This window comes from Solibacillus kalamii, assembly GCF_002174535.1.
GTDB lineage: Bacteria > Bacillota > Bacilli > Bacillales_A > Planococcaceae > Solibacillus > Solibacillus silvestris.
This window is the reverse complement of the sequence record NZ_NHNT01000002.1, coordinates 604,500-629,396: the sequence shown is the minus strand read 5'-3', so window position 1 is coordinate 629,396 and position 24,897 is coordinate 604,500. Positions and strand designations below refer to the sequence as shown.

At 35.4% G+C, this 24,897-nt stretch carries 26 protein-coding genes and 1 pseudogene; 7 read left to right on the top strand and 20 right to left on the bottom strand.

From position 1 onward, the window contains the following. Positions 1-88 precede the first annotated feature (88 nt). Both CBM15_RS06910 and CBM15_RS06905 read left to right on the top strand, forming a co-directional pair. Positions 89-517: an SMI1/KNR4 family protein gene (locus CBM15_RS06910; protein ID WP_087616556.1), complete on the top strand. Its 429-nt coding sequence runs from the start codon at positions 89-91 to the stop codon at positions 515-517. A gap of 119 nt (positions 518-636) precedes the next feature. After that, the gene (locus CBM15_RS06905; protein WP_087616554.1) at positions 637-1,251 is read left to right on the top strand and encodes a histidine phosphatase family protein; all 615 of its coding nucleotides are present in this window, start codon (positions 637-639) and stop codon (positions 1,249-1,251) included. Positions 1,252-1,536: 285 nt separating this feature from the next. Here the strand turns inward: CBM15_RS06905 and bioB are convergent, their stop codons facing one another. The 7 genes from bioB to CBM15_RS19245 form a co-directional block, all read right to left on the bottom strand. After that, positions 1,537-2,535 carry a biotin synthase BioB gene (gene bioB / locus CBM15_RS06900; protein WP_087616551.1) on the bottom strand — a complete coding sequence of 333 codons (999 nt, stop codon included), beginning with the start codon at positions 2,533-2,535 and terminating at the stop codon, positions 1,537-1,539. Continuing rightward, positions 2,535-2,843, bottom strand: coding sequence for a biotin transporter BioY (locus CBM15_RS06895; protein ID WP_239534675.1), 309 nt, complete (start codon positions 2,841-2,843; stop codon positions 2,535-2,537). The genes bioB and CBM15_RS06895 overlap by 1 nt, the downstream gene beginning before the upstream one ends. A gap of 456 nt (positions 2,844-3,299) precedes the next feature. Then, positions 3,300-5,228, bottom strand: a complete 1,929-nt coding sequence (locus CBM15_RS06890) for an MASE3 domain-containing protein (protein ID WP_087616548.1) — start codon at positions 5,226-5,228, stop codon at positions 3,300-3,302. A gap of 382 nt (positions 5,229-5,610) precedes the next feature. Next, on the bottom strand, positions 5,611-5,994 hold the full coding sequence (locus CBM15_RS06885; protein ID WP_087616546.1) for a YkvA family protein: 384 nt from the start codon (positions 5,992-5,994) through the stop codon (positions 5,611-5,613). A 511-nt stretch (positions 5,995-6,505) separates the two neighbouring features. Continuing rightward, on the bottom strand, positions 6,506-6,745 hold the full coding sequence (locus CBM15_RS06880) for a cAMP-binding protein (RefSeq protein ID WP_065215824.1): 240 nt from the start codon (positions 6,743-6,745) through the stop codon (positions 6,506-6,508). Between the two features lie 205 nt (positions 6,746-6,950). Next, on the bottom strand, positions 6,951-7,322 hold the full coding sequence (locus CBM15_RS06875; protein ID WP_087616544.1) for a YhjD family protein: 372 nt from the start codon (positions 7,320-7,322) through the stop codon (positions 6,951-6,953). Then, positions 7,315-7,470, bottom strand: a complete 156-nt coding sequence (locus CBM15_RS19245; protein WP_158100190.1) for a hypothetical protein — start codon at positions 7,468-7,470, stop codon at positions 7,315-7,317. The genes CBM15_RS06875 and CBM15_RS19245 overlap by 8 nt, the downstream gene beginning before the upstream one ends. Before the next feature lie 290 nt (positions 7,471-7,760). On the opposite strand from CBM15_RS19245, the gene CBM15_RS06865 reads away from it, so the two are divergent. Further along, entirely contained in the window at positions 7,761-7,973 is a 213-nt protein-coding gene (locus CBM15_RS06865; protein ID WP_087616540.1) for a histidinol-phosphatase, read from the top strand. Positions 7,974-8,331: 358 nt separating this feature from the next. Beyond that, complete coding sequence (locus CBM15_RS06860) at positions 8,332-8,961, top strand: LysE family transporter (protein ID WP_087616538.1); 630 nt, start codon at positions 8,332-8,334, stop codon at positions 8,959-8,961. Here the strand turns inward: CBM15_RS06860 and CBM15_RS06855 are convergent. Together CBM15_RS06855 and CBM15_RS06850 are read right to left on the bottom strand one after the other, a co-directional pair. Then, positions 8,943-10,298: an amino acid permease gene (locus CBM15_RS06855; protein WP_087616536.1), complete on the bottom strand. Its 1,356-nt coding sequence runs from the start codon at positions 10,296-10,298 to the stop codon at positions 8,943-8,945. The genes CBM15_RS06860 and CBM15_RS06855 overlap by 19 nt on opposite strands. A 442-nt stretch (positions 10,299-10,740) precedes the next feature. After that, a complete protein-coding gene (locus CBM15_RS06850) occupies positions 10,741-11,190 on the bottom strand; it encodes a YtxH domain-containing protein (protein WP_087616534.1) in 450 nt (149 codons plus the stop codon). 776 nt (positions 11,191-11,966) lie between these two features. On the opposite strand from CBM15_RS06850, the gene CBM15_RS06845 reads away from it, so the two are divergent. Further along, positions 11,967-12,371: a multidrug DMT transporter permease gene (locus tag CBM15_RS06845; protein WP_087616532.1), complete on the top strand. Its 405-nt coding sequence runs from the start codon at positions 11,967-11,969 to the stop codon at positions 12,369-12,371. 256 nt (positions 12,372-12,627) lie between these two features. Here CBM15_RS06845 and CBM15_RS06840 read toward each other — a convergent pair whose 3' ends face one another. The 5 genes from CBM15_RS06840 to CBM15_RS06820 all read right to left on the bottom strand — a co-directional run bounded on the left by CBM15_RS06840 (position 12,628) and on the right by CBM15_RS06820 (position 19,144). Further along, entirely contained in the window at positions 12,628-13,515 is an 888-nt protein-coding gene (locus tag CBM15_RS06840) for a CAP domain-containing protein (protein WP_087616530.1), read from the bottom strand. Positions 13,516-13,929: 414 nt separating this feature from the next. After that, on the bottom strand, positions 13,930-14,982 hold the full coding sequence (locus CBM15_RS06835) for a zinc-binding dehydrogenase (RefSeq protein WP_087616528.1): 1,053 nt from the start codon (positions 14,980-14,982) through the stop codon (positions 13,930-13,932). Positions 14,983-14,995: 13 nt separating this feature from the next. Then, entirely contained in the window at positions 14,996-16,492 is a 1,497-nt protein-coding gene (locus CBM15_RS06830) for an aldehyde dehydrogenase family protein (RefSeq protein ID WP_087616525.1), read from the bottom strand. Positions 16,493-16,507: 15 nt separating this feature from the next. After that, positions 16,508-18,121: a flavin-containing monooxygenase gene (locus CBM15_RS06825; RefSeq protein ID WP_087616523.1), complete on the bottom strand. Its 1,614-nt coding sequence runs from the start codon at positions 18,119-18,121 to the stop codon at positions 16,508-16,510. Between the two features lie 81 nt (positions 18,122-18,202). Next, a complete protein-coding gene (locus CBM15_RS06820; protein WP_087616520.1) occupies positions 18,203-19,144 on the bottom strand; it encodes an alpha/beta hydrolase in 942 nt (313 codons plus the stop codon). Between the two features lie 197 nt (positions 19,145-19,341). Here CBM15_RS06820 and CBM15_RS06815 point away from each other — a divergent pair, with 197 nt between their 5' ends. Further along, positions 19,342-20,037, top strand: a complete 696-nt coding sequence (locus tag CBM15_RS06815) for a response regulator transcription factor (RefSeq protein WP_239835827.1) — start codon at positions 19,342-19,344, stop codon at positions 20,035-20,037. Between the two features lie 457 nt (positions 20,038-20,494). On the opposite strand, the gene CBM15_RS06810 is transcribed toward CBM15_RS06815, so the two are convergent. The 5 genes and pseudogenes from CBM15_RS06810 to CBM15_RS06790 form a co-directional block, all read right to left on the bottom strand. Further along, a complete protein-coding gene (locus tag CBM15_RS06810) occupies positions 20,495-20,983 on the bottom strand; it encodes a GNAT family N-acetyltransferase (protein WP_087616515.1) in 489 nt (162 codons plus the stop codon). A gap of 94 nt (positions 20,984-21,077) precedes the next feature. After that, positions 21,078-21,660, bottom strand: a pseudogene (locus CBM15_RS06805) (SF0329 family protein). 144 nt (positions 21,661-21,804) lie between these two features. Beyond that, positions 21,805-22,620, bottom strand: a complete 816-nt coding sequence (locus tag CBM15_RS06800) for an alpha/beta fold hydrolase (protein WP_087616513.1) — start codon at positions 22,618-22,620, stop codon at positions 21,805-21,807. A 57-nt stretch (positions 22,621-22,677) separates the two neighbouring features. Then, entirely contained in the window at positions 22,678-22,866 is a 189-nt protein-coding gene (locus CBM15_RS06795) for a hypothetical protein (RefSeq protein ID WP_239534677.1), read from the bottom strand. A 131-nt stretch (positions 22,867-22,997) separates the two neighbouring features. Next, the gene (locus CBM15_RS06790; RefSeq protein ID WP_087616510.1) at positions 22,998-23,417 is read right to left on the bottom strand and encodes a carboxymuconolactone decarboxylase family protein; all 420 of its coding nucleotides are present in this window, start codon (positions 23,415-23,417) and stop codon (positions 22,998-23,000) included. Between the two features lie 121 nt (positions 23,418-23,538). Here CBM15_RS06790 and CBM15_RS06785 point away from each other — a divergent pair, with 121 nt between their 5' ends. Next, positions 23,539-23,985, top strand: coding sequence for an Lrp/AsnC family transcriptional regulator (locus CBM15_RS06785; protein ID WP_087616508.1), 447 nt, complete (start codon positions 23,539-23,541; stop codon positions 23,983-23,985). Between the two features lie 356 nt (positions 23,986-24,341). Here CBM15_RS06785 and CBM15_RS06780 read toward each other — a convergent pair whose 3' ends face one another. After that, complete coding sequence (locus CBM15_RS06780; protein ID WP_087616506.1) at positions 24,342-24,728, bottom strand: molecular chaperone; 387 nt, start codon at positions 24,726-24,728, stop codon at positions 24,342-24,344. Between the last annotated feature and the right edge of the window lie 169 nt (positions 24,729-24,897).

The window sequence follows — 24,897 nt, the reverse complement described above, 5'->3', positions numbered from 1 at the left end:
GGAAAGGTTATACTTTAACTAATGAAGCAGCTTAATTAAACTAGAATAACGCTAAAGGGTAGATGATTTTTAACATGGAGGTTAAGTTATGTGGAAGAATTATTTGAGCAGTATTATAAAAGACACTCAGTTTAAAGCACCTGCAACAGAAAAAGAGATAATTTCGATAATAAAAGAATTAAACACTGAATTACCAAAGAAATTGACTGAATTATACAAGGAGACAAATGGAGTAGATGGCGAATACTACTCTTATATTTGGTCAACGGATCAAATGGTAAGAGAAAATTTATCTGTTTGGGATATTGAAGAATATGAAAACTATAAGAAGCCAGATAACTTATTATTCTTTGTTGATGCAGGTAATGGCGATTTATTTGGTTATTTAATAGTGGATGGGAAAGTTCAAAATGAGGACATTTATGTTTGGAATCATGAAGATGGTAGTCAGAAAATTATTGCATCTTCATTAGAAGAGTTTATTAAAGGATGGTATAGTGGAGGAATTTCTATCTAAATATACCCTAACGGATGCTTTAGTGTAACAAAATCATTTCCAAACATCGCTTTGGCTGCATTTTCATTATTCTAAAATCGTGCAAGATTGTGGAGCAAAATAAGTAAACGGAGGAAAAAATGAGTACACTCGTATATTTAACAAGACACGGAGAAACCGTGTGGAATACAAAAAAACTCATGCAAGGCTGGAAGGACTCATCTTTAACAGATAAGGGGATAAAACAGGCAAAACAATTAGCTCAAAGCCTGTCTGAAGTACCATTTGACGCTATTTATTCAAGTACGAGTGATAGGGCAGTGAAAACTGCTGAAATAATTAAAGGGAAAAGACCTTTGCAAGTAATTCAAACTGATACTTTAAGAGAACTTTCTTTTGGAAATTGGGAAGGAAAAACATTTGATGAAAACGAAAGGGAAAGCCCGAAAGAATGGAGTGCTTTTTGGGAAACTCCCCATATTTTTTCAAGCAATACAGTAGAATGCTTTAGTAAAGTGCAAGAAAGAATGGTTAAAACAATAAACTACATAGTTAAACAACATCCTAACGAAACCATTTGTGTAGTTTCTCATTCTATTGCCCTGAAATTACTGTTAGACTTCTTTGAAAACAATACGCTTGAAAATTTATGGTCTTCTTCACCTATTCCTCCAACAAGTTTAACTTTGCTTAAAATAGACAGTGTAACAAATGAGATTATATTTAAATGTGATACTTCTCACTATACTGCATAAAGACTTTTTTCAGCAAGCAGGCGCTATTATTAAAGGGTTTCTATTTTCATTAAATACATTTTGCAATATAAATTTAAATAATGTTCCTAAATGAAAGTTGGGGGGCATAAGAAAAATCGGTAAACGTTGTTGTAGCAGCGTTTACCGATTTTTTATTATGGAAATGAAAACCCCCCTGCTATGCGGGGGGTTCTAAAGAACTTTTAGCTATGAACAAAATCAAGGATCAGACACTGCGCTTTTCATAATTCATTTTCTTAGAGCAAAAATCGGTTCTAGTTCAAGTCAGGAACAAAATACCTCTTCCTGCTTTTTGGATAGCTCAATTTCAAAGCCTAAATCCTCTAACATACGATAATCTCTATTTGCTTCTTGCCCTTCTGTCGTTAAATAGTCACCAACAAAAATACTGTTGGCTGCATACATGCCCAGTGGTTGAAGTGAACCAAGATTCACCTCACGACCACCTGAAATACGAATTTCCTTCGTAGGATTCATATAGCGAAATAGCGCTAATACTTTTAGGCAATAGCGAGGATTTAACTCCTTCGTACCTTCTAACTTTGTACCATCAATTGCATTCAGGAAATTGACCGGAATGGAATCTGCATCTAATTTGTTTAGCGCTCTTGCAATATCCACTACATCCTCTTTTGTTTCCTTCATACCAATAATCGCTCCAGAGCAAGGTGAAATACCATGCTTTTTAGCAATTTCCACAGTATTTACACGATCTTCATACTTATGTGATGTTGTAATGTACGAATGGTGGCGCTCGGATGTATTTAAATTATGATTATAACGGTCGACACCTGCCTCTTTTAATTGCTGCGCCTGCTCTTCCTTTAATATTCCTAAACATGCACATACCTTTAAACCATATTTTTCTTTTATTTCTGTCACCGCTTCACTTACTGTATTCACATCTTTCCGTGTTGGGCCACGTCCACTTGCTACGATACAATATGTACCAATCTTGTTTTCAAATGCACGCTTTGCCCCTTCTAGAATCTCATCCTTTGTAATAAAAGGATATTTTTCAATCGGTGCCGTTGATTTTGAAGACTGTGAGCAATAGCCACAATCCTCAGGACAATAGCCACTCTTCGCATTCATAATCATATTCAGCTTTACTTTTTTACCGTAATAATGCTTGCGGATAGCGAAAGCCCCATCCATCAATTTTAATAGCTCATCATCCTCACTATTTAAAATTGCTAGTGCCTCTTCATTATTAAGTATTTTACCTCCAATAACCTCTTGCGCCAATTGTAACCAATTCATTAAATATGCTCCTTTTCTACTCTGACAATTTTTAATGTTCGTGCAGTTTGGAATACCGGGTACAGTCGCTGTGCTAATAGAGCAGCAAGTAGTGATAAGCAAAAATCCGCTACAATACTATTTAAGAAACCTACTACCAAAATATGTGACCAGCTGGCTTTTACATCTAGCCAAAAATTTAATGACACATACAAGTACGGTACAGCAACTGCATAAATCAGAAATAATCCCACAATATTTGCGCCGATAAAATGGTTTTTTGTCGGTGCTTCTACCGTTGCTAATCGGTATCTGTACCGACAATCCAAAAATTTAGCAGCATTACTACCTCTCTTTTACGTTAACCAAACACAAAATTAGGTTAACACATAAAATCTATCTTTGTAAATAAATTTTGAAAATTCAACATAAATGAGAGGTTTCTATACGAGTCTACTAGGTTTTGAGAACCTATAAACATTTCTGGATTACAACACTCATTCGAATGAGATATTAGCGGGGTAACTTCATTTAATTAATGCAAAAGCTTCAGTCTATAATATTATTAACAATAAAAAGGTAAGCCCGAATTATAAATCCGGACAGATATCGTATAAATCTAAGTCGATTGAATTTCGATATGAATACCCCCTCGTAGTTCTTAAATCAGCTCCGATTCTTCAAATATCGTGGCCATTCCTCCACCGATGAATCAAGCCTTATCCGCTTTTACGATGCACTATTATTCCAATAAAGCAAAAAACCAGGTACGCAACAGCACCTGGTCAAGCCTTCAATATAAGAATGGTTTGGTCATCATGAATATCCGATGGCCTCAGTTCGTTTACCCTCTCTAACACTTGCTTGGCGAGCAATTCCCCTGGCAGCGAAAGGTCGGCTTTCATTACTGCTCTATGCAGCAAGTCGATCCCATCGGATGCATCGTCTTCCTTGCACTCGGTCACCCCGTCTGTATAAAGGATAATGAGGTCATTTGGCTCAAGTTCCACACTGTGTGTGGTATAGATGCTGTCCGCCATGATTCCAAGCGCAGGGTTTCTCGTGTGCAAGTTAATAAATTCATCGATGCCAGCCTTGTACCATATAATCGGCTCATGCCCACCGGTAGAATAGGAAAAAAGTCGGGTTGCCTTATTGTAGTTCGCCATCGTCAATGTGACAAAGGAATAGTCGCTCGTATAGTCATGTACAAAGCTGTTCATACTGGTCAGCACATCATGCGGCTCCTCATAGCGGCTATTGAAATCCTCCAGCGCATAGACCATCATCGATTTTTGTATAGCTGCGGGAACACCTTTACCTGAAATATCGGCAATAGCCATCATCAGCAAATCCCCCTGCGGCACGATGCTGTAAAAATCGCCATTCAGTGCACGATAAGGAACGCTCACCGCACCAACATCTTCGAGCAGCTTCCATTTACGTTGCTGCATACTGAGCGATTCCTGGAGTTTAACGGCCAGCTGCAGTTCCAGATCTATTTCCTTTTTCTCCCGCTGCAATGCATCAAAAGCCAATTCCCGAGAAAGATCGTAAAAAGTGATGACCGTCCCCCTCTGCTCTCCATTTTCAAGCATCGGCTCCGTTTTCATCGATACAGGGAACACATGTCCATCCCTATGCTGGAAAAATTGGTCCTTTGAGATGCGCGACTTTCCGTCATAGGACGTTTGCCATGCAAGGCAAGCAGTTTTCGATAAACATTGGCCTTCGGAGGTACAGTGAATGAGATCATGCAAATCCAAGCCCACAATTTCCTCCTGCCTGTAGCCCAACATCTTTATAGCGGAGTCGTTGATGAATGTCACCTTGCCTTCCTTGTCTATGCCATAAATTCCCTCAGCCACCGAATTCAATAAAAGTTTATGCCTTGCACTCAAATTATGCAATTCTGTATAAGGCTTTTCAATTTCACGGTGATATATATGCTTCAGCAAATAGTAATAGCCCAGTACTTTAAAAACATGCCCGGCCATATTCCGATATTCTGTTACAGCCTCATAGGAAGTAAAAAGCCATGAAGACAGGATCAAGTAAAACGAAGCAAAGGAAAAATCCCTGAAATTCATGTCAAATTTGCTCGACATCACTTTTATCAGCACCGCCGCATGAATAATCATCGTCACATATTCAAAGCCGTTCTTCAATGACGTCGGACCCCTTTCCCCGATAAGAAGCGGCAGGTCCGCATGATATTTAAAAATGATGAAGGCCATAGACGCTGCATACAATAGCGCAAGCAGATAAACGTAATTTCGAACAAATAGCTTCACTCTGCTTTTTAATGGAAAAAGTACGACCACCAAGAAAATGATGCTCTCAGTCAAGCGTGCAGCAATCCAGAACCAAGCAGCCACCAACGAATTGCTGTCAATAATAAAATACGGCATCCCTTCAAAAGTGACCGTATGCAGTGCATCCAGCACCGCCACCGCCACAAACATCGCCGAAAACAGCAGCCAGTTTGCCGACATCGTTTCCCTAAAGGAAATCCAGCCATGAAGCGCAATGGCGAGCGCCACAAAAATGCTAGCCACCTCAAGAATGCTGTGAATCGCTACATGGTTGGCGCGAAATGGCTCATAGAGCGTCGTAAAAAAATCGACCTGCAGATTCAGGGCGGTAAAAAAGAAGACAGAAATTAGCACAAGTAATCTTGTAGACAGTGTCAAACTTTGAAAAAAGGCTATCATAGTTGTCCTCCATTTTTTTGGGAAAGCAATTCATTATAATTTTCTTTGGATAATTTAGACCGGTCTGCATTGCATAAACGAATTCGTGCATACTGCAATTATTGAACATTTGTTCGCATTAATTAATCTATTATACTACGCTTTGGAGGGAAAATAATATGGAAAAAGAAGAAAATGGATATATTTTCATAGATAGTTGTATTCTCCTTTCTGCAAGGCATAACACGCTGTAAACGAGACATAAGCCCCCTTCTCCTTTGGAATGAATTCTACCGGCGTTAATTCGCTCCTTCCAGATATGGCCCTATAATTGAATAAAGCACTTTTCTTATTAAAGAAAAATGCCAGATTGTTGAAGGTAGATTTTAAAGTAAGTCCTTTTTTAATTGAAAAGATCATAAATTTTCATAAAAGCCATTATAAAGATTACAACCCAAAGTATTAATATTAGCGAGCCGACTATCCAATTCTTCGGCTTACCCAATTTCATCATTTCCTCTGCCTTTACTTCACAGTCAGAGATTACATCTTTTGGAATCATTTTTAATGAAATCATAACTCCTAATGGAACAACAATAATATCATCTAAATAGCCAAGTATTGGTATAAAATCAGGTATTAAATCTATTGGACTAAACGCGTATGCTACAATACAAGCCGTAAAAATTTTAGCAGACAAAGGTACTCTTTTATCTTTGTAAGCAAAGTAAAGCACAAATATCTGTCGTTTTAAATTTTTCGCCCACGCTTTTATTTTTTTATACATTTTATCTCCTACTCTATCAACTAGAATTTCATTTCATTATAACAAACCTTCTGTTCCTTTAAGTACTTTCCTCCACAATATGGCCCGGTTACTTAATAAGGCACATTTCCTATTCAAGATGGTACGCACCCCAAAAGTTAGAGTAAAAACTACTCTTGAGGTGCGGTAACGAATTGCTCCCAATTGTGGAATAACGATTAGCTTCTATTAGTTGGTTTTGTGGAAAATCGATGTAATTCCTTTTTAGCAGTTTAATTATATTTTTAGCTGCTCGGGCTCAAATGGATTTCATGCATCACAAAAAGCAGACATGCTGAGTATGCCTGCTTTTTAATCTGGTGTGCGGAGTTGGTACTCCATTATTTCATTATATGAATTTAAGTTCGACTGATTTTAAAATAATAACTTCCTTAAACTAAAAGCACCAGCTCTTAGTTTAAGAAAGTGTATAGTTATATACTTACTCTAAAGGGAGAATTGCCTTAAGTCTCAATTGATTCACTTACAATAATTACCTCGGCCCATTTCGATCTAAAATGGCGGATGTATTATCTTCATGTAAGTTGTTCAAAGTAGTTGTAGTACTATCCCTTGCATATACATCATCTTTCTGTAAAGGAATATCCGTAGTTTGAACTTCAGATGCCTGTGCTAATAATGCTTCGCTATCGTTTTTTGACATGCCAAATGCTTCACTTATTAGTTCGACTCCTGTCTTTCCATGATTCGCCTTCGAAACTTTCTTCCCCATATTCACACCTCCTCTATATAGAATGTGTGATGGTTCATTATTTATGTAAAATATCTAGGAGGTTTCATTTGCCAATCATCTGATTTTGAAGCAACTTAAATTTGTAATTTTAAAAATAAACAACTAATGCAGCTTCCCTAGTATATCTGGAATTCCGTAAAAATATAGCTTTATTAAAATATTAGAATCCTTATGGCGATAAAATTTATTTTTTATCTGCTGGTGTTAGATACTTCATTCCTAATATACGTTTCATTTCCTCGCTCACCCAGTTTCGTAAAGCAATGTTCCCATAGCTTCTTGTTTCATCGTATCCCCTAAACAATATAAAATAGTAGGTCATAAAGTCATCAGATTTTTGCTTTTCAATTTTACACCCTTGCTTATATAAAAAATCCCTTAACTTTTTAAATTCATGAAATGTTTCATTGATTTTGGCATCATACCATTCTTCCAAGACGTCCTTCATTTTTAGTTCGGATATGCAATCTCTATCGCGCTCCAGTGTTTTTAAAAATAATTCCAATACGATGTACCGGTGAATATCATCGCTAAGCTTCATGAATTCTTTATGCATTTAGTCCACTCGCTTTACTGATAGCTGGATATATTGTTCGTTTAGGTGGAAAAATAAGATTGTTCTTTACCGCCAAATCAATTTTGTTTATATAAATAATTTCTTTGATATGGTTAAGTTGAATCGCTTTACTCAGTTTCTTTCTCAACTTAATTTCCCCCCATCGTTTTTCTTCACCTATTTGTAAGTGATTTTCGTTAGATATCGTCATAAAGTTTTATCTCTATCTATTCTATACATGAACACTTGTTTGTATACGTACTTTACGTTTGTATATTTGCTGCAAAAATTAGAATCGATTATTCCGCTGGATTTAACTTGTAATAAAGAGCTTTAATTTTGAATTTATCTGGCTGAAGGAAAAACTTTCAACTGAATATCGAGTATTTTTCCTAGCAGTTTAAGCCATTCTAACTTTTGTTAAGGAGGTGAGCAGCTGTGGAAAATAATAACCTTAATATTAAACGTCAGCGTAATAACAATAACAATAACAATAAGAACAATAATAATGAATTTGAATTCGGTGAAGATTTCAACTTCGACAATTTGAATGATCAAAATCAAATTAACCGTAACAACAATAACAACAACACTAACTTTAATAAGAAAAACAACAACAACAACAACAACAATAACAATAATAATAAATAATATTACTAATACAGTCTCCCTTTAAGGGAGATTGTATTTTTCCCTTTCACCACAACACTTATAATCGTAAGTCCAAAATTCAAAAGTGACATTTAATATTCTTCAACATTATGTATTCTAAGTAGCCCTTTACCTTATAACTGGTAAAGGGCTACTTAGTCCTTCAAAAAGTACTCTATATAACTGACGATTGATATATCTATTAAGGGTCTGCTAAATAAAAAATATTAGAAGTAAAAATTCACGTAAACCCTGATGTTATTGAAATACAATTCTTTGAAAGAAATTCTTATATATAGTTGTACGAGTCGCTCTCTTTGAATAAAATGCGAAGACATCATTTTAAGGAGGGCTATTTTTGAACTCAATAGCTGCTTACATTTTTTTAGGTGTATCTTTAGCTGCGCCTATTGGTCCTGTCAACGCAGCGCAGCTAGATACAGGGATTAAAAACGGTTTTTTTCATGCTCTAATTTTTGGCATTGGCGCTTTAACAGCGGATATTTTGTACATGATAATGGTTTATTTCGGGATTGGCCAAGTTATTGAATACTCACCAGTTAAAGTATTTCTCTGGTCATTTGGATGTTTTGTACTTATATATTCCGGTATAGAGAATTTACTATCTCTACATAAAATTGAGACAGCGTTAAAAACAAACAAAAAAACTAATCGTCTAAGACATTCCTTATTAACTGGTTTTCTCATGTCACTATTGAATCCGCTTACTATCCTTTTTTGGCTGGGAATCTATGGTTCGGTTCTTGCGGAAACAAACAAAGTCAGTACAGATAACCAAATATTTATTAATAGCCTTGCCATCATCCTTGGAATTATCCTGTGGGATACGATAATGGCCACTATATCCAGTGGAGCCCGCAGATTATTATCAACCGGGTTCTTAAATATTATTTCCATCATCTCTTCCCTTGCAATGATCGGGTTCGGTATTTATTTTGGGATTCAAGCTTATAACGCATTATTTTGAGGTTCTTCCTTCTTCCATCTTTTTCGCATAAAAAAGACTATACTACCGATAACTGCCAGAAAAACTAAACTGATAAAAAAACCTGGACGACTTGTATGATGAAAAAGAGTTCCACTTACTGCTAAACCGATTAGTATAATTCCAATAATTCTTTTCACTTTATCGGTTGTGGTCGTTTCAATTAACCGCTGGGACATGATTAAAATAAAAAGCCAGTTGTAAAGTAGCATTAGTGCCGCAGCAGTCGTTATATATTCGTACACTTTATCCGGCAGTAATAAAGAGGTAACGATAGAAAGTACAAGCCCCGTTGATGTTAAAGCAATTGCAGGTAATGGCATTTTGAGCTTCTTTTTCTTTTGTTTACTGAAGATTTTAGGAGCATCTCCGTCTTCTGATATTGTCACAAGTATTGTAGTAACCGAAAACAGGGATGCAGACATTGTTGAAAACCCTGCAATAATAATAGCTGCTATAAATACATGCGGGAAAAAATCAATATTATGGACACCTGATAAAGCTTCGACAAACGGGCTCTTGTTCTCCCTGAACTTATCATATGTTTTCAGTAATAGTGCCAACGTAAGCGCAATCACATAAATGATTCCAAGCAGCCCTAACATAACTTTACCTGATTTAGGCGCATCCTCTTTATTTTTAAGATGGATCGCCATTATGCTCATTACTTCGATCCCTCCATGGGCATAAAACGCGAATATAAGAGCGCTCCAAAATCCAATCAAGCCTTTCGGGAAAAATTCATTTGCAGAACGGGGGATATCAGGAGTCGAATTTCCGCCAATAACCCCTGTCAACGCTAAAATTGCAATTACAATAAACATAAAAATAGCTGCAATTTTCATTACAGCAAATACGCTTTCCAATTTCCCAAATGCTTTGGCTCCAATAAAAAGAACTAGGAGACCGAGAACTGCATAAATGGCTGCGAATATCCACAATTTAATATTAGGAAACCAAAACTTTGTTAATAATGAAATTGCGGTGAGTTGACTTCCAATAATTAACATTTCTGAACACCAGTACACCCACCCACTGCTAAATCCTGCCCAACGTCCATATGCTTTTTTTGCATAGGTACGAAAAGACCCTTTCTGTGGATCTGCTGCATTCATTTTAGCAAGAGCCTCAAAAACAATATATGTTGCAGTAGCAGCCATTATAAAGGCTAAGATAACAGAAGGACCTGTCATTTTAATTGCTATACTTGAGGCAAGAAAAAACCCTGTTCCAATGGTGCAACCTACTCCAATAAGAGATAATTGCCACCAGGTAAGATTTGCAGTTTCGTCGTTTGCACCCGACGTTTTTTTTCCCATCTCTACACCTCCACATGAAAATAGCCTTCCACAAAAAAGTGGATTTATGTGCTAAAGAGAAGATGAAAAATTAAAGCAGTTACCTGACTATCTGGCCATTTAATTGAATACAAAATATGTGTAGAAAAGAATGGATTTACAGAATTAGTTCTAATGATTAGAGTAGCAATTGAACAAAAGCATTTAATCCATGATAAAAATATCTATTATAAATAAAACCCTTATTCCGAAAGCCTCCTCTTTAAACAGGAAAAGACACTTTCCTTTAAGAAAGTGCCCAGATGTTGAAGATTCTTTGTTTCAAAATCATTGTACTTAGATTATTTTTTCACTAAATGAACATGCTTAGAAAAGTGCACTATTTTCGCTCTTCATATCAGTGATAGTAATTAAACACTATTGAATTAGGTATGGAAGCCCCTTAATTTTAAGCACCTTGACTTTACCCATTACTGCCACCCTTCACTTCTTCGCCGACTTCTTTCACTTTCCCGCCGATGTCTTTTAAATCAGTTGTAGCTTCTTTGGCATGGGAAAGAATTTCACTTGACTCTTCCTTTACCATAGTAACTGGGAGAATAATGTTCTCATTTACTTTTTCATAAAGATTTTGAGCATCACTTATTGCTTCTTTTAATACGGAAGAAGCGGATTTCAACCGCTCTTGCAAGTCATCCTTCACTTCTGAAGGATTGTTTTTGACTTGACTGTACATATCCATTGTCGAATCTTTCATATTTTTGGTCGTCTCCGTTACTTTGTTTCTTGTGTTTGAGTCAAGCATTGAGAGAGCACCACCAATAACCGCCCCTATCACCATGCCTCTTAAAAGCTTTCCGTTATTATCGTTTTCAGATGTTGTCGATACATTATTATAATTAGTTTGTGTCATAATTAATGGCTCCTTTATATTTGAATTTGTCATCTTACTCATTAGTTGCCCGATATTTTTTTCATTCAAACTATTTAAGCTAATTCTTTTTTAGCTATTCGAACAAGCATTAACAATTTAGAAGCTCCCTTATCTTTTTCCAACATTCTTTAGTAAAGGTCAAAAAAGCGGCAACCCAATAGCTCAATAGGATTGTCGCCTTAAAAATTTGTCATATTAATATTTAAATAACATTGCTACCATTTCGTGACCTGCACCAATAGTCCAGAACAATACAATGTCACCACGTTTTATACGGCCTGTGATGTCGAATCTCCTTTATCTATAACTTAAAATAGTTATTTAGAATTAAAAAATGATTTTACATTAATAATATAGACTCACCATCTGAACGTCCTAACTGCTTACTTGTTTATAAAACAGTAATTATTAACCTGTTCTTTTTCATAATTAATGAACGATAAAATTTGTTGATGCTAGCCTTTACTTAAAGGTAAAAGTGAGGTTAGTCGAATATAATAAACTACTGTTTTGAGGAGAAATACTTTTATGGATAAAACCTCTTTTAAATGAATATTAGATGTTACAGCCAAAATGTCTATAACTTTCATCGATTACCTAAACTGAGGCAATTTTATATTTCTTGTATGCCATTTAATGATAGCCTGTTACATTACTTTGGACTGGACTCACGGTTTTTATCGGTTTGAAGTAACACTTACCTTGTTAAAATTCTCTAGTTGCTGGTCAGAAAATTCATAAAAAGGAGAAATAAAATGAAAACGAAATGGCTTTTGAGTAGTAGCGCTGTATTGATGGGTTTGTCGGGGTTGGCAGGAACCTTTATTCCTGAAGAAATTTCAAATATATTAGGGATTGACCCTTTACCTATTACTCTAATTCTGCTGCAAATTATCGGAGGACTATATTTAGGGTTTGCAATGTTAAATTGGTTTACACGTTCTGCCCTGATCGGTGGCATCTATAACAAACCTGTCATATTAGGAAATCTGATGCATTGCGTCGTTGTCTTTTTTGCCCTAATCCGGCAGTTGGCAGAGCAGTTTCAATTCATATTCGCTATTTTGACATTAGTTTATTTGGGGTTTGCCGTCTGGTTTACATTAGTTATGCGCTCTAATCCTTTAAGCAATCAATCAAAAAGTCTGTATAACACATAATAAAAGGGGTATTACAGGTATCTATAATACATCGCTTATTTATACTTTTGGTACAATTTTTTGTGCTGATTTAAAAAATCTCATTTGTTATGTATTAATTTTATTGTCAATCAAATCTAAATCGAGAGAATTTCATTATGTAAAAATAAACTATATGAAGTAATAAGTCGGTTGGTGGTATCCTTAATACGAAGTTAGACTACTCAACGCCAAAATAATTTGGTCGCCAAGTAGCCTAAATAAAAGTAATTTATGTTTAAAGTTGAATAAATTGTTGTGTCCAATAGTAACCATTTTCAACAAAACCTACACCAATATGCGTGTAATTTGCATTCATGATGTTTTGACGGTGTCCTGGTGATTCCATCCAGGCTTGTACCACTTGTTGTGGTGTTCTTTGACCTTGTGCAATATTTTCACCGGCAGAACGGTATGAAATTCCTGCAGATTTAATTTGATCAAATGGGCTTCCGTAAGTTGGGCTAGTATGTGAAAAATAATTATTTTTCGCCATATCTTCTGATTTTGCCTGAGCTACTTCCATTAAAGGAGAATGCATTTCAAGCGGTTTTAGTCCTTCTTTTGCACGTTCTGCATTTGTTAAGTCTATTACTTGTTTCTCGAATTCAGAAACCGATTGACTAACATTGTTAGAAGGTGTTTTTACAGGTGCCTCTACTTGTTGGTTTTTCGAGTTTGAAGGTGCTTTTGTATTATTGTTATTTGTAACCGGAGTAGCTTTTTCTTTTGCCGGTGTTTGAGGTGCCTTAACCTCTTTTTCTACTTTTTTATTAGTAGATTCTTTTTGTGTTTCTTTATTAGTATTAGTGTTTTCTTTATTAGTTGTAGCCTTTTCTTTATGCACTACTTTGCCTTCAATTACTTTATTATCTTTTGAGTTATTAATCGTTTTGTTAATTAAACCTTTAAATTTATTTAAATCGAACTCTCCATTTGATAAGGCGATTGGATCGATTATTTTTAAACCAAAGCCTTGAATGTTATCCCCTTTAATAACTTGGGCATTTTGAGGATTTGAAACACTCTTCACCTCTATATTTAAACTTGCTGCATCTGCTGCAGTAATAGATGTTGCAAATAATGTCGCTACACATAATGATGTTGCTAACCATTTTTTATTCATTTTGTATTCCTCCTCTACAACACCAATGTTACAGTACAAAAGTTGTAATAAAGGGCCCATAAACTGGGAGGAGTAACAATTCACTACTAAACTCCGTTAAATCAAAGGTTTAATAACTAATAATTTCATAAAATCATCCAGTCTAAAATTATACTACCACTGAAAAACTATTGACAGATTTTAAGCTTATTAAATTAGCGCTTTACTATTACATTTGTTACAAAACAATTACAAAATAATGTAGTGAGCTGAACCTTTTTTATAGCCGTAATTCATCTGTATATAAGAAAGGCTTATCAGTGTTAAGTGTTACAGAATGCTTAAAAAGGAAGAATCCTGAATACAGGTTCCTTCCTTTTTGTTTATTAAAAGAACAAAAATAATGCGTAATCCTTAATATCAGCAGTCAATTTTTTATACTCTTACAGCACTATTACTAAATTCCGTTACAATATACGTTCCCGTTGTATTAAAATTACTCATTTCCTCGAATATATTCGTTACATCCGATAATGCAATTTCTGCAGTGATCATTTTCCCCGGTGTAATTTTCCCTTGCTTAACTAATGGAAGCAACGATTCAAAACGATGATTTGGCATTCCCAATGTCCCGATAAATTGGATTTCTTGCATGACCATTTGATCGATAGGTAAAGCAACTTTTCCGCCTTCCACTTTTGTCGTTACACCTATTTGCAGATGACGACCTCGTTTCGCCAGGCTATTGATTCCATTTAAACAAGTATCGGCAATACCTAATGCATCAATTGAAACGTTCGCACCACCACCAGTAATTTCTCTTACCGCTTCTACTGGATCTACTTCTTTACTGTTAATGACAATGTGTGCACCCATTTGTTTTGCAAGTTCTAAATTCTTAGGGTTGATGTCGACGCCAATTACCGTAGCACCAATGGATGAGGCGATATTAATAGCGTTAAGCCCAACACCACCACACCCATAAACGACTACCCATTCACCAGGCGCCACATTTGCTCGATCAACAATACCATGGAAAGCAGTCATTAAACGACAACCTAATGCTGCACCATCCAAGAAACTAATTTCTTCTGGTAAATGAATGATATTTCGATCTCCTAATGGTACTCCCACATATTCCGCATAGCCGCCATCATAAGTGGAACCAGGAATAAATGAAGTGTTGCAAAGGTTTGAATGACCTTGTTGGCAATATGGACAAGTACCGTCACTGCCGGAGAATGGTACGATTACGTTATCGCCCTTTTTAAAGTTCTTTACATTTTTACCTACTTCTTCGACTATCCCTGTAAATTCATGTCCTAATATTTTTTGTGTGATTGGAATGTCCCCGGCCCAATAGTGCCAGTCACTACGACAAACACCATTTGCTTTTACTTTGACGATGACCCCATTTTCATCGATTGTTGGGTCTGCTACCTCTTTAACAAATGCTTTTTTTACACCCTCTATTACTAATGCTTTCATTTGTGTACACCCCTTATCCTAATTTAATGGCAACACTTTTTACTTTTGTATACGCTTCAATACCTGCTAATCCCAGTTCAGAACCAACCCCACTTTGCTTAAATCCTGTAAGTGGTATATTATCATCCGTTAAATAATATTCGTTGACCCAAACGGAACCTGCATCTAAAGATTCAATCATTGTGTGCGCTGTTTGTAAGTTTGTTGTCCATACACCAGAAGCCAGTCCATATTCTGTTGCATTGGCACGTCCTATTACTTCTTCAATTGAATCAAATGGCAGGATGCAAAGTACTGGACCAAAAATTTCTTCATAAACGGCCTGGCAATTTTCATCTAGTCCTTCGATAATAGTAGGAAGATAGAAGTTCCCTTTTTCTAATTCTGGATTTTCAGGGCGTTTGCCACCTGTTAAGATATTGGCACCATCTTTTTTTGCTTGCTCAACATATTTTTCAACTGTTTCAACTTGTGCTTTTGAAACGAGTGGTCCCATTTGAGCGTTCGGATCTAAAGGATCACCTAAAACAAAGCTTTCAGCAATTTCCACAAGTTTTTCTTTTACTTCGTCATATACAGAACGTTCTACATATAGTCGTGATCCTGCCGCGCATACTTGCCCGGTATTCATCAGAATTGCAGTAATGGCACCAGGAACTGCTTTATCTAAATCTGCATCTGCGAAAATAATATTTGGTGACTTACCACCTAGCTCAAGAGTAATTTTTTTCAATGAATCCGAAGCTTTCTCCATAATCCGTTTGCCGACAACCGTCGAACCAGTAAAACCAATTTTATCGATATCCGGATGAGATGTAATGGCTTCACCAAGTTTACCGCCTGCACCCGTTACAATATTTACAACACCAGGCGGGAATCCAGCTTGCTCTACTAACTTACCAATATATAATGTAGATAAAGACGTTTGTTGGGCAGGCTTTAATACAACGGTATTTCCTGCTGCAAGAGGGGCTGCTAATTTCCAGCATGCAACTAATGCCGGGAAGTTCCATGAAGTAATTTGTCCACATACACCAAGTGGTTCACGCTTTGTATACGCATGAATATTGCCGCCACCCGTTAATTCGACTGTCTGTCCATACAATTTTGTTGCCCAACCTGCATAATAACGCAAATGATGGACTGCATTTTTTGCAAAGCCACCTGCTACAGCGAGTGTCCCACCGTATTCAAGCGAATCCAGTTGTGTAATTTCTTCCAAGTTTTCTTCCACTAGGTCTGCTAATTTGTTTAGTAGTCGAGCGCGTTCTCTCGGTGCCGTTTTTTTCCATCCACCTTCAAATGCACGTCTTGCTGCTTTTACTGCAAGATCAACGTCTTGTTCATCTCCTTCGTAAATTTTCGTTAAGACTTCATTTGTTGTTGGATTAATGGATTCATATAGAGTCCCATTAACTGCAGGAACCCACTTCCCATCGATAAACATTTCTTTAGTACCCTTCAGAAACACTTGCACTTTTTCATTGATCAATAAAGTAGTATTCACCATTCATACTCCCCCTGTTTATGCTTTAATTTCTTCGTACTGTAATTGGTAACCTTTATAGCCATGTTCAGCGACTTCATTGCAAAGTTGACGATAATTATCCAATCCATTTAAGTAAATTAAGAAGTCACGCGATTTCCCATCGATATTAGAACCTGTATACCAGGATTCCGTTTTAGTAAATAATGTACCATTGGCAATCTCTGTACATTGTTTACTCCACTGCACTTCCGCTTCTACTGTTGGCTCAATTGTTTTCACATTGTGTTCTCTTAAATAGTTCAGACAATCCGAAATCCATTCCACGTGTTGTTCGATTGCTGTTGGTACATTTGTTAAAACCGATGGACTTTGTGGACCAGTTATCGTGAAGAAGTTTGGAAATCCTGCTAGCCCAAGCCCTAAATATGTTTCAACTTTTGCCCCATTTTCCCATTTTTCCTGAAGCGATACGCCATTGCGTCCTCTAATATCAAGTTTTAATAAAGTACCTGTCATCGCATCGTAACCTGTAGCAAATACGATAATGTCTAGTGGATATTCTTTTTCTGTAGTCTGTATACCGTTTTCTGTAATACACTCAATTGGCTGTTGTCGTAAGTTCACTAATGTAACATGGTCCTGGTTATACGTATCATGATAATTTGTATCTAAAATTGGACGTTTCGTTGAGTAATAGTAATATGGAAGCAGATGTTCGACTACATCAGATTTTTTCACTTTTTCACGAATCTTGCCTCGAAGGAATTCCGAAACCAACTCATTTGACTTTGGATCAATGACAATATCATAGAAGGCATTATTTAAAATCATGCCTCCTTTTTCCCAAGCATCTTCTAAAATTGCGACACGCTCTTCTTCTGGTGTATCTACTACTGATCTTGTCGATCTTGGAATGGGTAATCCAGAAGGAGAATTTAACATAATTTCTCGCGCATCTAAGAACGCTTCTTTAAATTGAGCGATTTCTTCTTCTGTAAATTGACGATTCCGTGTTGGAACGGAATACTGTGGGGTACGTTGGAATACATATACTTCCTTCGCTTCTTCGGCAATTACAGGAATTGATTGCACACCACTTGAGCCTGTCCCGATCACGCCGACACGCTTCCCATTTAAGTCTACTGGTGTATGTGGCCAATTACCTGTGTGATAGCTCTCCCCTTTAAAGCTTTCGCGACCTTGGAAATTTGGAATACTTGAAGTTGATAAACATCCAACGCCCGAAATCAAGTAAGTAGCTGTAAACTCTTCTCCTTGTGCTGTTATGACAAGCCACTTCGTTTGATCCTCATCCCAAATAGCGGACTTTACTTCTGTATTAAATTGCATTTCTTTTTTCACGTCTAACTCATCAGCAACAAAGTTTAAATAGCTTAAAATTTCATCTTGAGCTGCAAAACGTGATGACCATGACCATTTTTTATATAGTTCCTCTGAGAAAATGTAATTGTAATAAATACTATCAGAGTCGCAACGAGCACCTGGATAACGTGCTAAAAACCATACCCCACCAACACCAGCTGCTTTTTCGAGGGTTTTAACCGTGAAACCTTCTTCCCGTAACTTATACGTCATATAAATTCCAGAAAAACCAGCACCAATAACGATTGCATCAACATGATTTGCCATAAGCATGATCCCCCTTTGTTTATGCTTATTTATAAAGGAAATGAGGAAGTTTTATCCTCCATGAATTCCCATAATCTCGTTTTAAGCTTTTTGTGCGACTTTGTTTATGAAATTGACAATTAGTTGTGCCGTTTGTTTCGTTTCATCCGCAAAGAAATCCATGTTACTGTAATAACCATGAACAACACCTGGGATTAATTCATACTGAACGTTCACACCGTCTTGTTTTAATTTTTCTGCATAAGCGACCCCTTCGTCTTTTAACACATCATTTTCTGCAGCAATAATAATTGCAGGAGGTAATCCCTTTACAGAATCATATTTTAAAGGAGAAACATCTGGCTCATTGTATAGTTTTTCGTTTCCAACATAGTGAATGCCAAACCATTTCATAAGATCGCGATCAAGTCCGAACCCTTGAGCAAATTCATTATATGAATCTGTGTCAAATTCTAAGTTCGTTACTGGATAAATAAGAACTTGAGATTGGATTGCGGGCCCCTTATTATCCAATGCTTTTTTCGCAATAACAGTAGATAGATTTCCTCCTGCACTATCGCCCCCAACTGAAATTTTTGCTGGATCTACATTGATATCCGTTGCATGTTCGGCTACCCATTCAAGTGCAGCGTAACAGTCTTCAATTGGTGTTGGATATGGATTTTCCGGTGCTAAACGGTAATCAACCGATACGACAACAGCATTAGCTTCTGTGGCAACCAATCGGTTTGCAGCTTCAAACATCTCAACAGCACCAATTACCCAGCCACCGCCGTGATAGTATACAAGAGCCGGGAAGGGACCCTCTCCTTCTGGTGTATAAATGCGAAGTCTAATTTCTTCACCATCTTTTGCAATAATAAAACGATCTTCTGTTTGATGAATGCTTGGTAGATTATTTTGAGGGGGTACTGGAGATTGTGCCATAATTGCCTTCAATTCCACCGGATTAAAAGATTCCATTTTCGGCCCACTGTAAAAGCTCTCTAAATATTGTTTTGCTTGTTCAGTTAAATTTGCCATTTTAATTCCTCCCTTTTCATATATAAAAATTTAAGACACTTTTATTTTATTCGCTGCTCGGTTTAATAGATATTCCTACTTTTAGGGAAAATAATATATACTTTTGGGCGAAGAATGGATTTTTTATGATTTTTCGGAGTATGTGAAGCATATATAAAACTAATAAACCGTTTTTATATAAAGGGGTGCTCTTTTTGGTGATTGAAAGGAATAATTGGGAACAAAACTTAGCTAAAATCAATTCCGTAGAAAACGTAGATAAAAAAATTAAAATGATAATAGAATGTTTCCTATCGACCTTTTCAATAGAAGAAACAATGCTTTTCCGATATTCTCCCATTGATCATTTAGCGGAAGGTATTGTCTGTGCTAATACAAATGAATTTAAATGCATTTCATCCATTCGTGATGATGTAACTACGATTCCAGCCATTTTTGAGGCAATCCAAAAGAAAAGTGCGCAATATTTTGAAAGCAATGATTTTCATTTAAATATCCCAAGGAAATATATTATTGCTGAAAACCAAAATTCACTCTTGGTTGTACCGATTACTTTTAATCATGTAGTTGTTGGATACTTTTTGGGTACCCATTTTCATAAAAACTTTGACCCTCAATTATTAATGGAAGCAAATTTATTTAGTAGTCAAGTAGGAGAAATGTTATTTAATCATCCATGCTATGTAGAAAACAATGAAATCAAACTATCCAAAAGAGAATTTGAGGTCATGAAATGCGTTGCGTTTGGCTATAGTTCAAAACAAATCGCCCACCTATTAGAAATTAGTGAAACGACCATTAAACAATATATTAAAAGTGTCATGTCAAAAACAAATACGTCAAATCGAACACATGCAGTGGCGTTTTTATTCCAAAAGAGGATTTTGACTTAGACAATTAGATTTTAATGAACGAACAATTCTCGTATCCATTTGTGAAAATAAGGTCTTTGGTGGGCCAATTTCTATACATTTAAAGTTAATGTGCCAAGCGAAGTACTGAAACCGTTTGTATTCGGTTTTTCAACTCTGATACTATCATAAAGTAAAATCCCCGAACCTGGAGGTCTACCTCTCACATAATATTGGAGCCAATTCCACCTCAGCCCCTTCGAAGGGCTGAGGGCTGAAAAGTTTGAGAGGGCAAGTTTAGTTATTATAATGGAGAAGGTGCAGCAGGTTCAGACGGAGAAAATCTACGTTTTATGTTTGTGTTGTCGGATTTATCTATAGATATCTTTAAAAAGGGACGACTACCTATACCGCTAGCCTAAAATCTGTTACCCCTATTTCAATGGGATTATTGTGCGTTATTAGCCCCTGTAATATTTGATGGGATACGTATAATGAATCATATCTTAAATGTTTGAATTAAACATTGCTCACCATCAATTAATTCTTGTCTTTCATTAATCTTAATATTTAATTCAATATATAAATTTCTCCAAAATGAAACAGCACGTTTATTTTCAATAACTTGTATCACAAAATATTGTCCTTGTTTCGCTTCAAATAATTTTACTGCGGCTTTTGCTGCTACTCCTTTACCCTTGTACTTATTAATTATAAAAAAATCATTTATCCCTAAATCATTCTCCTCAGTCAAAAATGGCCGTTCCAATAGTAATATAAAACCTATAATACTCTCCTCTAATTTAATAAAATACGGTGAAATTCCTTCAATGTCCCAAAATTTATCCAGGCTTTCATATTTGAAAGAACCGTCTATTCCAAGGTCAATCATTGAAGAGAACTTTGAAAGATCATGTAGATACAATGAGTAAAGATTTCTTAAAATAGTTTTTTCTGATTCTAAAATTGGCACTAGAGTAATTGGCATTTTATAAAAACTCCTTCCCTATTTCTATTATTTTTGTACTCATGAAAGTAAATCAATAAAAGCAGCCCAACAAATATTACAATTACGATTCTATTTATAATTTTGATAAAGTCTCTTGGTTTATTAATGAGATTCCTTCAACGTCACATCGTATTTTATAAAAGTCTAAAATTAATGGATGTGTGTCCTCGATGTTAAAATTCAATTTTTTTATCCTTCTTTTGCCTAGCCTTCTATCCAGCATTGCATATGCCCGTATTATTTATTATATTTTCGGAATTTAATGCTTCATCAATGGTCAAAGAACTATATTTCATAAAAGATCCATAAAAGTGATAACTGTTAAAAATATTTTGGTTTATCATCCATTTTTCTACATTATCAGATGCTGTTAACAATTCTTTTCGTTCAGGAGAATTGAACATTACATGCCAATTTTCGTTGAATGGAATGTCTTTTAGGTTTTCTTCCTTTTTGATCTTATGATACAATTCTTCGTGTTTTTTTTCATAAGTAATATCAGATGCACTAATAATTTCTTTGTTATCAAATGTAATCCAGACTCTGCTTGGACTATCATGAAATTTCCGATATACAGTTGCGTATATTTTGATTCTTCCTTGTAACTTATTACTGAGAAAACTTTCAAGTAATGATTTAGTCTTACTCCATTGCATATCAGTCAAACCTTTCTACAGGTAATCAAGAATCCCTGTCGAGACATTGCTAAAAGCCTATAAGCATTGGTTAATAGGCTCTTTTTTTTGAATGGCACAACTACTTCTAAAAAATTGCATCTGAACAAGCTCTTTTTCAAATTCTTATAATAATTCCTCTGTTCTATCTAACCATTCGTTTACTAAAGAACTAAATAGTTGAGGTTGTTCAATTTGTAAATTATGGCCTGCAATATCCAATATTGCAAATGACCCTCTTGGATAATAATCCATTATGTTAATTGCATCTTTGTAACCAACAGAAGAATCTTGTTTTCCTAAAAGAAATAAACTGGGACTGTTAAAAATAGTCCGATTAACATTAAATGAAAATTCGTATTTGTTCTTAATCTTCGCCAAAAATTGTTCATCTACAAGCTTACAACCTGCTAAAATTTCTTTGTTATAACGTATCCAGTTATATTCATCCAGTACAACTTGATTGCTGCTAAAGTCGACTAATTCTACTTTCGACAATTTTTTGATAAATTCATCATCTCTTCTTAATATTCTATGTTTCTCAATCATTCTAACGTCTTGCTGAGGAATGATAACAGGGCAAATAAATGCCGCTCCAATTATTCGTTCCTTTTGCATTTTAATAAGTCCGCTTGCTAAATAGCCACCATAAGATTCTCCTACAATTATGTATTCTTGTTTTGGAAGTACAGCTTCGATAAAATCAGTAAGCGTACTTAACATATCTTCAGAGCTACTAATTTCGTTATAATTCTTTGTTAACCCCATTCCAGGTAGGTCAATATAAATCCTCCGCCATCCTTCCCTTAAAGTAAATATTGGCTCCATACAACCACTCATTAGTCTGTGATCAGGTGTAAATCCGTGTATCATTAAAATAGGTTTACCTTCACCTATTTCTTCATAATAAATCTCTGCCTGACGAACTTTACAATACGGCACTGTTTTCCCCTCTTTCCTCTATCTTAGACCCATACTGCATTGAATATATCCACATTTTTAAACTGTTATCTTTTTTATAATAGTAACTATAAATGCAAGAATAAATACGATAAGACTATTTATTAGTAAGTAACCGGCAAGATTCAAACCGTAAAATATCGCAAAGGCATCCTTAATAATAAATAATGATAGTGCTATTCCCAATCCACCAAATACACCTGCTAGTAGTATCCACTGATTAATCAAAATGTCAACTCTCTATTATTTCAACTAATATTATTCTTAAGATAATCTTCTTGAAGACTTCCCCAAACAGCACAGTCCTTATATTGATTTTTTGAATTACGTATCATAAATGTTCTTATTTGCTCCTTAGTCTACTGGTTATTTTCAGGTTCTAACTTCATCATTGCACCAAAATATTGTGAAGCAGTCGTAAAAGAAATAAATGCACACAACTCACTTATTTCCTCATCACTGAAACATTCTCTCAAAACATTAAAACTTGATTCATCTATTTCACTCTTTTGTTTTAAAAAGACTTCTGCAAATCCTACTGCAATAGAAGTTTTTTCTTCAAAATTTACTGGATTCGGTTTTCCTTTGGCCTTACAATACTCACATCCGTTGCCTTGAGCTAATGTTCTTCTTACTTGTTCCTTTAATTTAGATGTTAGTAGTCCATCTTTTTCAAACACATCACCTAGCTGACTCCATTCCTCCATAACATCCTTGTTATGCCCTAATAGTCTTTGAAAAGGTGTTTCCCCGAATTGAGATTCAATAATTCTTGCCATATAACTCCCTCCTTGTTATTTTTAATTATAGAAAACACAATAACAAAATCACATTAAATTCATAACGAATAGCAAATAAATATCATTTAAAATTAACGATTACTGGGGGAAAACTTTAAAAATGAAAATAGATGAAATTGATAGAAAAATATTAGATGAACTACTTAATAACAGTCGTTTATCGATGAGCGAGCTTGGAAGAAGGATAAATCTGTCTTCCCCATCAGTAACTGAACGAATAAGACAGATGGAGTCATTTGGAATTATAAAGAAAAACACACTAGTGGTCGATTATGAAAAATTAGGTTTACCGATCCAATGTATAATAGAAGCAACCGTTAAGAATGGTGACTATAAGTCTTTTAGGAGCTATATTGAGAAACTTCCTAACGTAGAATTCTGTTATCGGATTGCAGGGAATGCTTGTTACATGATTAAAATGCAGTTTGAAACGTTTGCTAACGCAGAAAAATTTATTGATGAAGTTAGTCCCATCGCACAAACGGTCACTCATTTTATTTTTTCACAGGTTCCAACTAATTTAAAATTGCATAAAAGTTACTCATAAATTTATTGAAATAAAGTACCTATACTTACTTACGTTGAACACAATTCTTGCTATTTTACAAACTGGCTCCTTAGCTAGAGAAAGCTCAGTTCATCTTAAATTACAACAGATTATTGAGTATTAATAATTTCCAAAATTGAATATTAATATTCCCTCATCCCTTTAAAGAAATCTATCTCAGAACATTTTACACCATTTATTACCAAATAATAAATAGCTCTCAATAATATAATGATCCTTTAATAAAAAACATAAAAGAGCACCGAAGGAAATATTTTTCCAAACGGTGCTTCAGTTTCTTTAATCATTTTTACTCAACAAAATGCTCAGAAATATGTATTATATAAATCTCGAATTTAACTCGTCTGTTTATGAGGACCTTCAAATTCACGGCTAAAAATTTCTTTAACATCCAATGGCTTGAATGACGGAACTTCCTTGGAACTTTTAGTCAGCTCTTTATGGATGGCTAATAGCACTTCTTCATTCGCTACGATGCCAAATAAGCTCTCTCGCTTAATCTCACCTGTTGTATAGATTGATAGGTCATCATATACTACAAAATCGATGTAGCGAACAACATTGAGGAAACTGCCCCCATGTGTCATACCAATTTGTAATGGATCCTTTAAAGAAATGATCTTATTTTTAAATCCAAACTGGATGCCCCCAGCCGGAATATAAATGATTTTATTTTTATCTGTTTCTACGATTTTTTCAACTTTTAAGAATTCAAGTTTCATCTTTACTCCCCCTATATTACATATTACATATACCCTGTTTTCGAAATTAATAAATATGATCGGCTATAAAGTTTTTCACTTATGCTCGTTTTTGCCATTTCAACATCACACAAGCAGAATATAGATAATAAGAAATACAAATAATAGGTGAAAATGAAGAAATCTTATA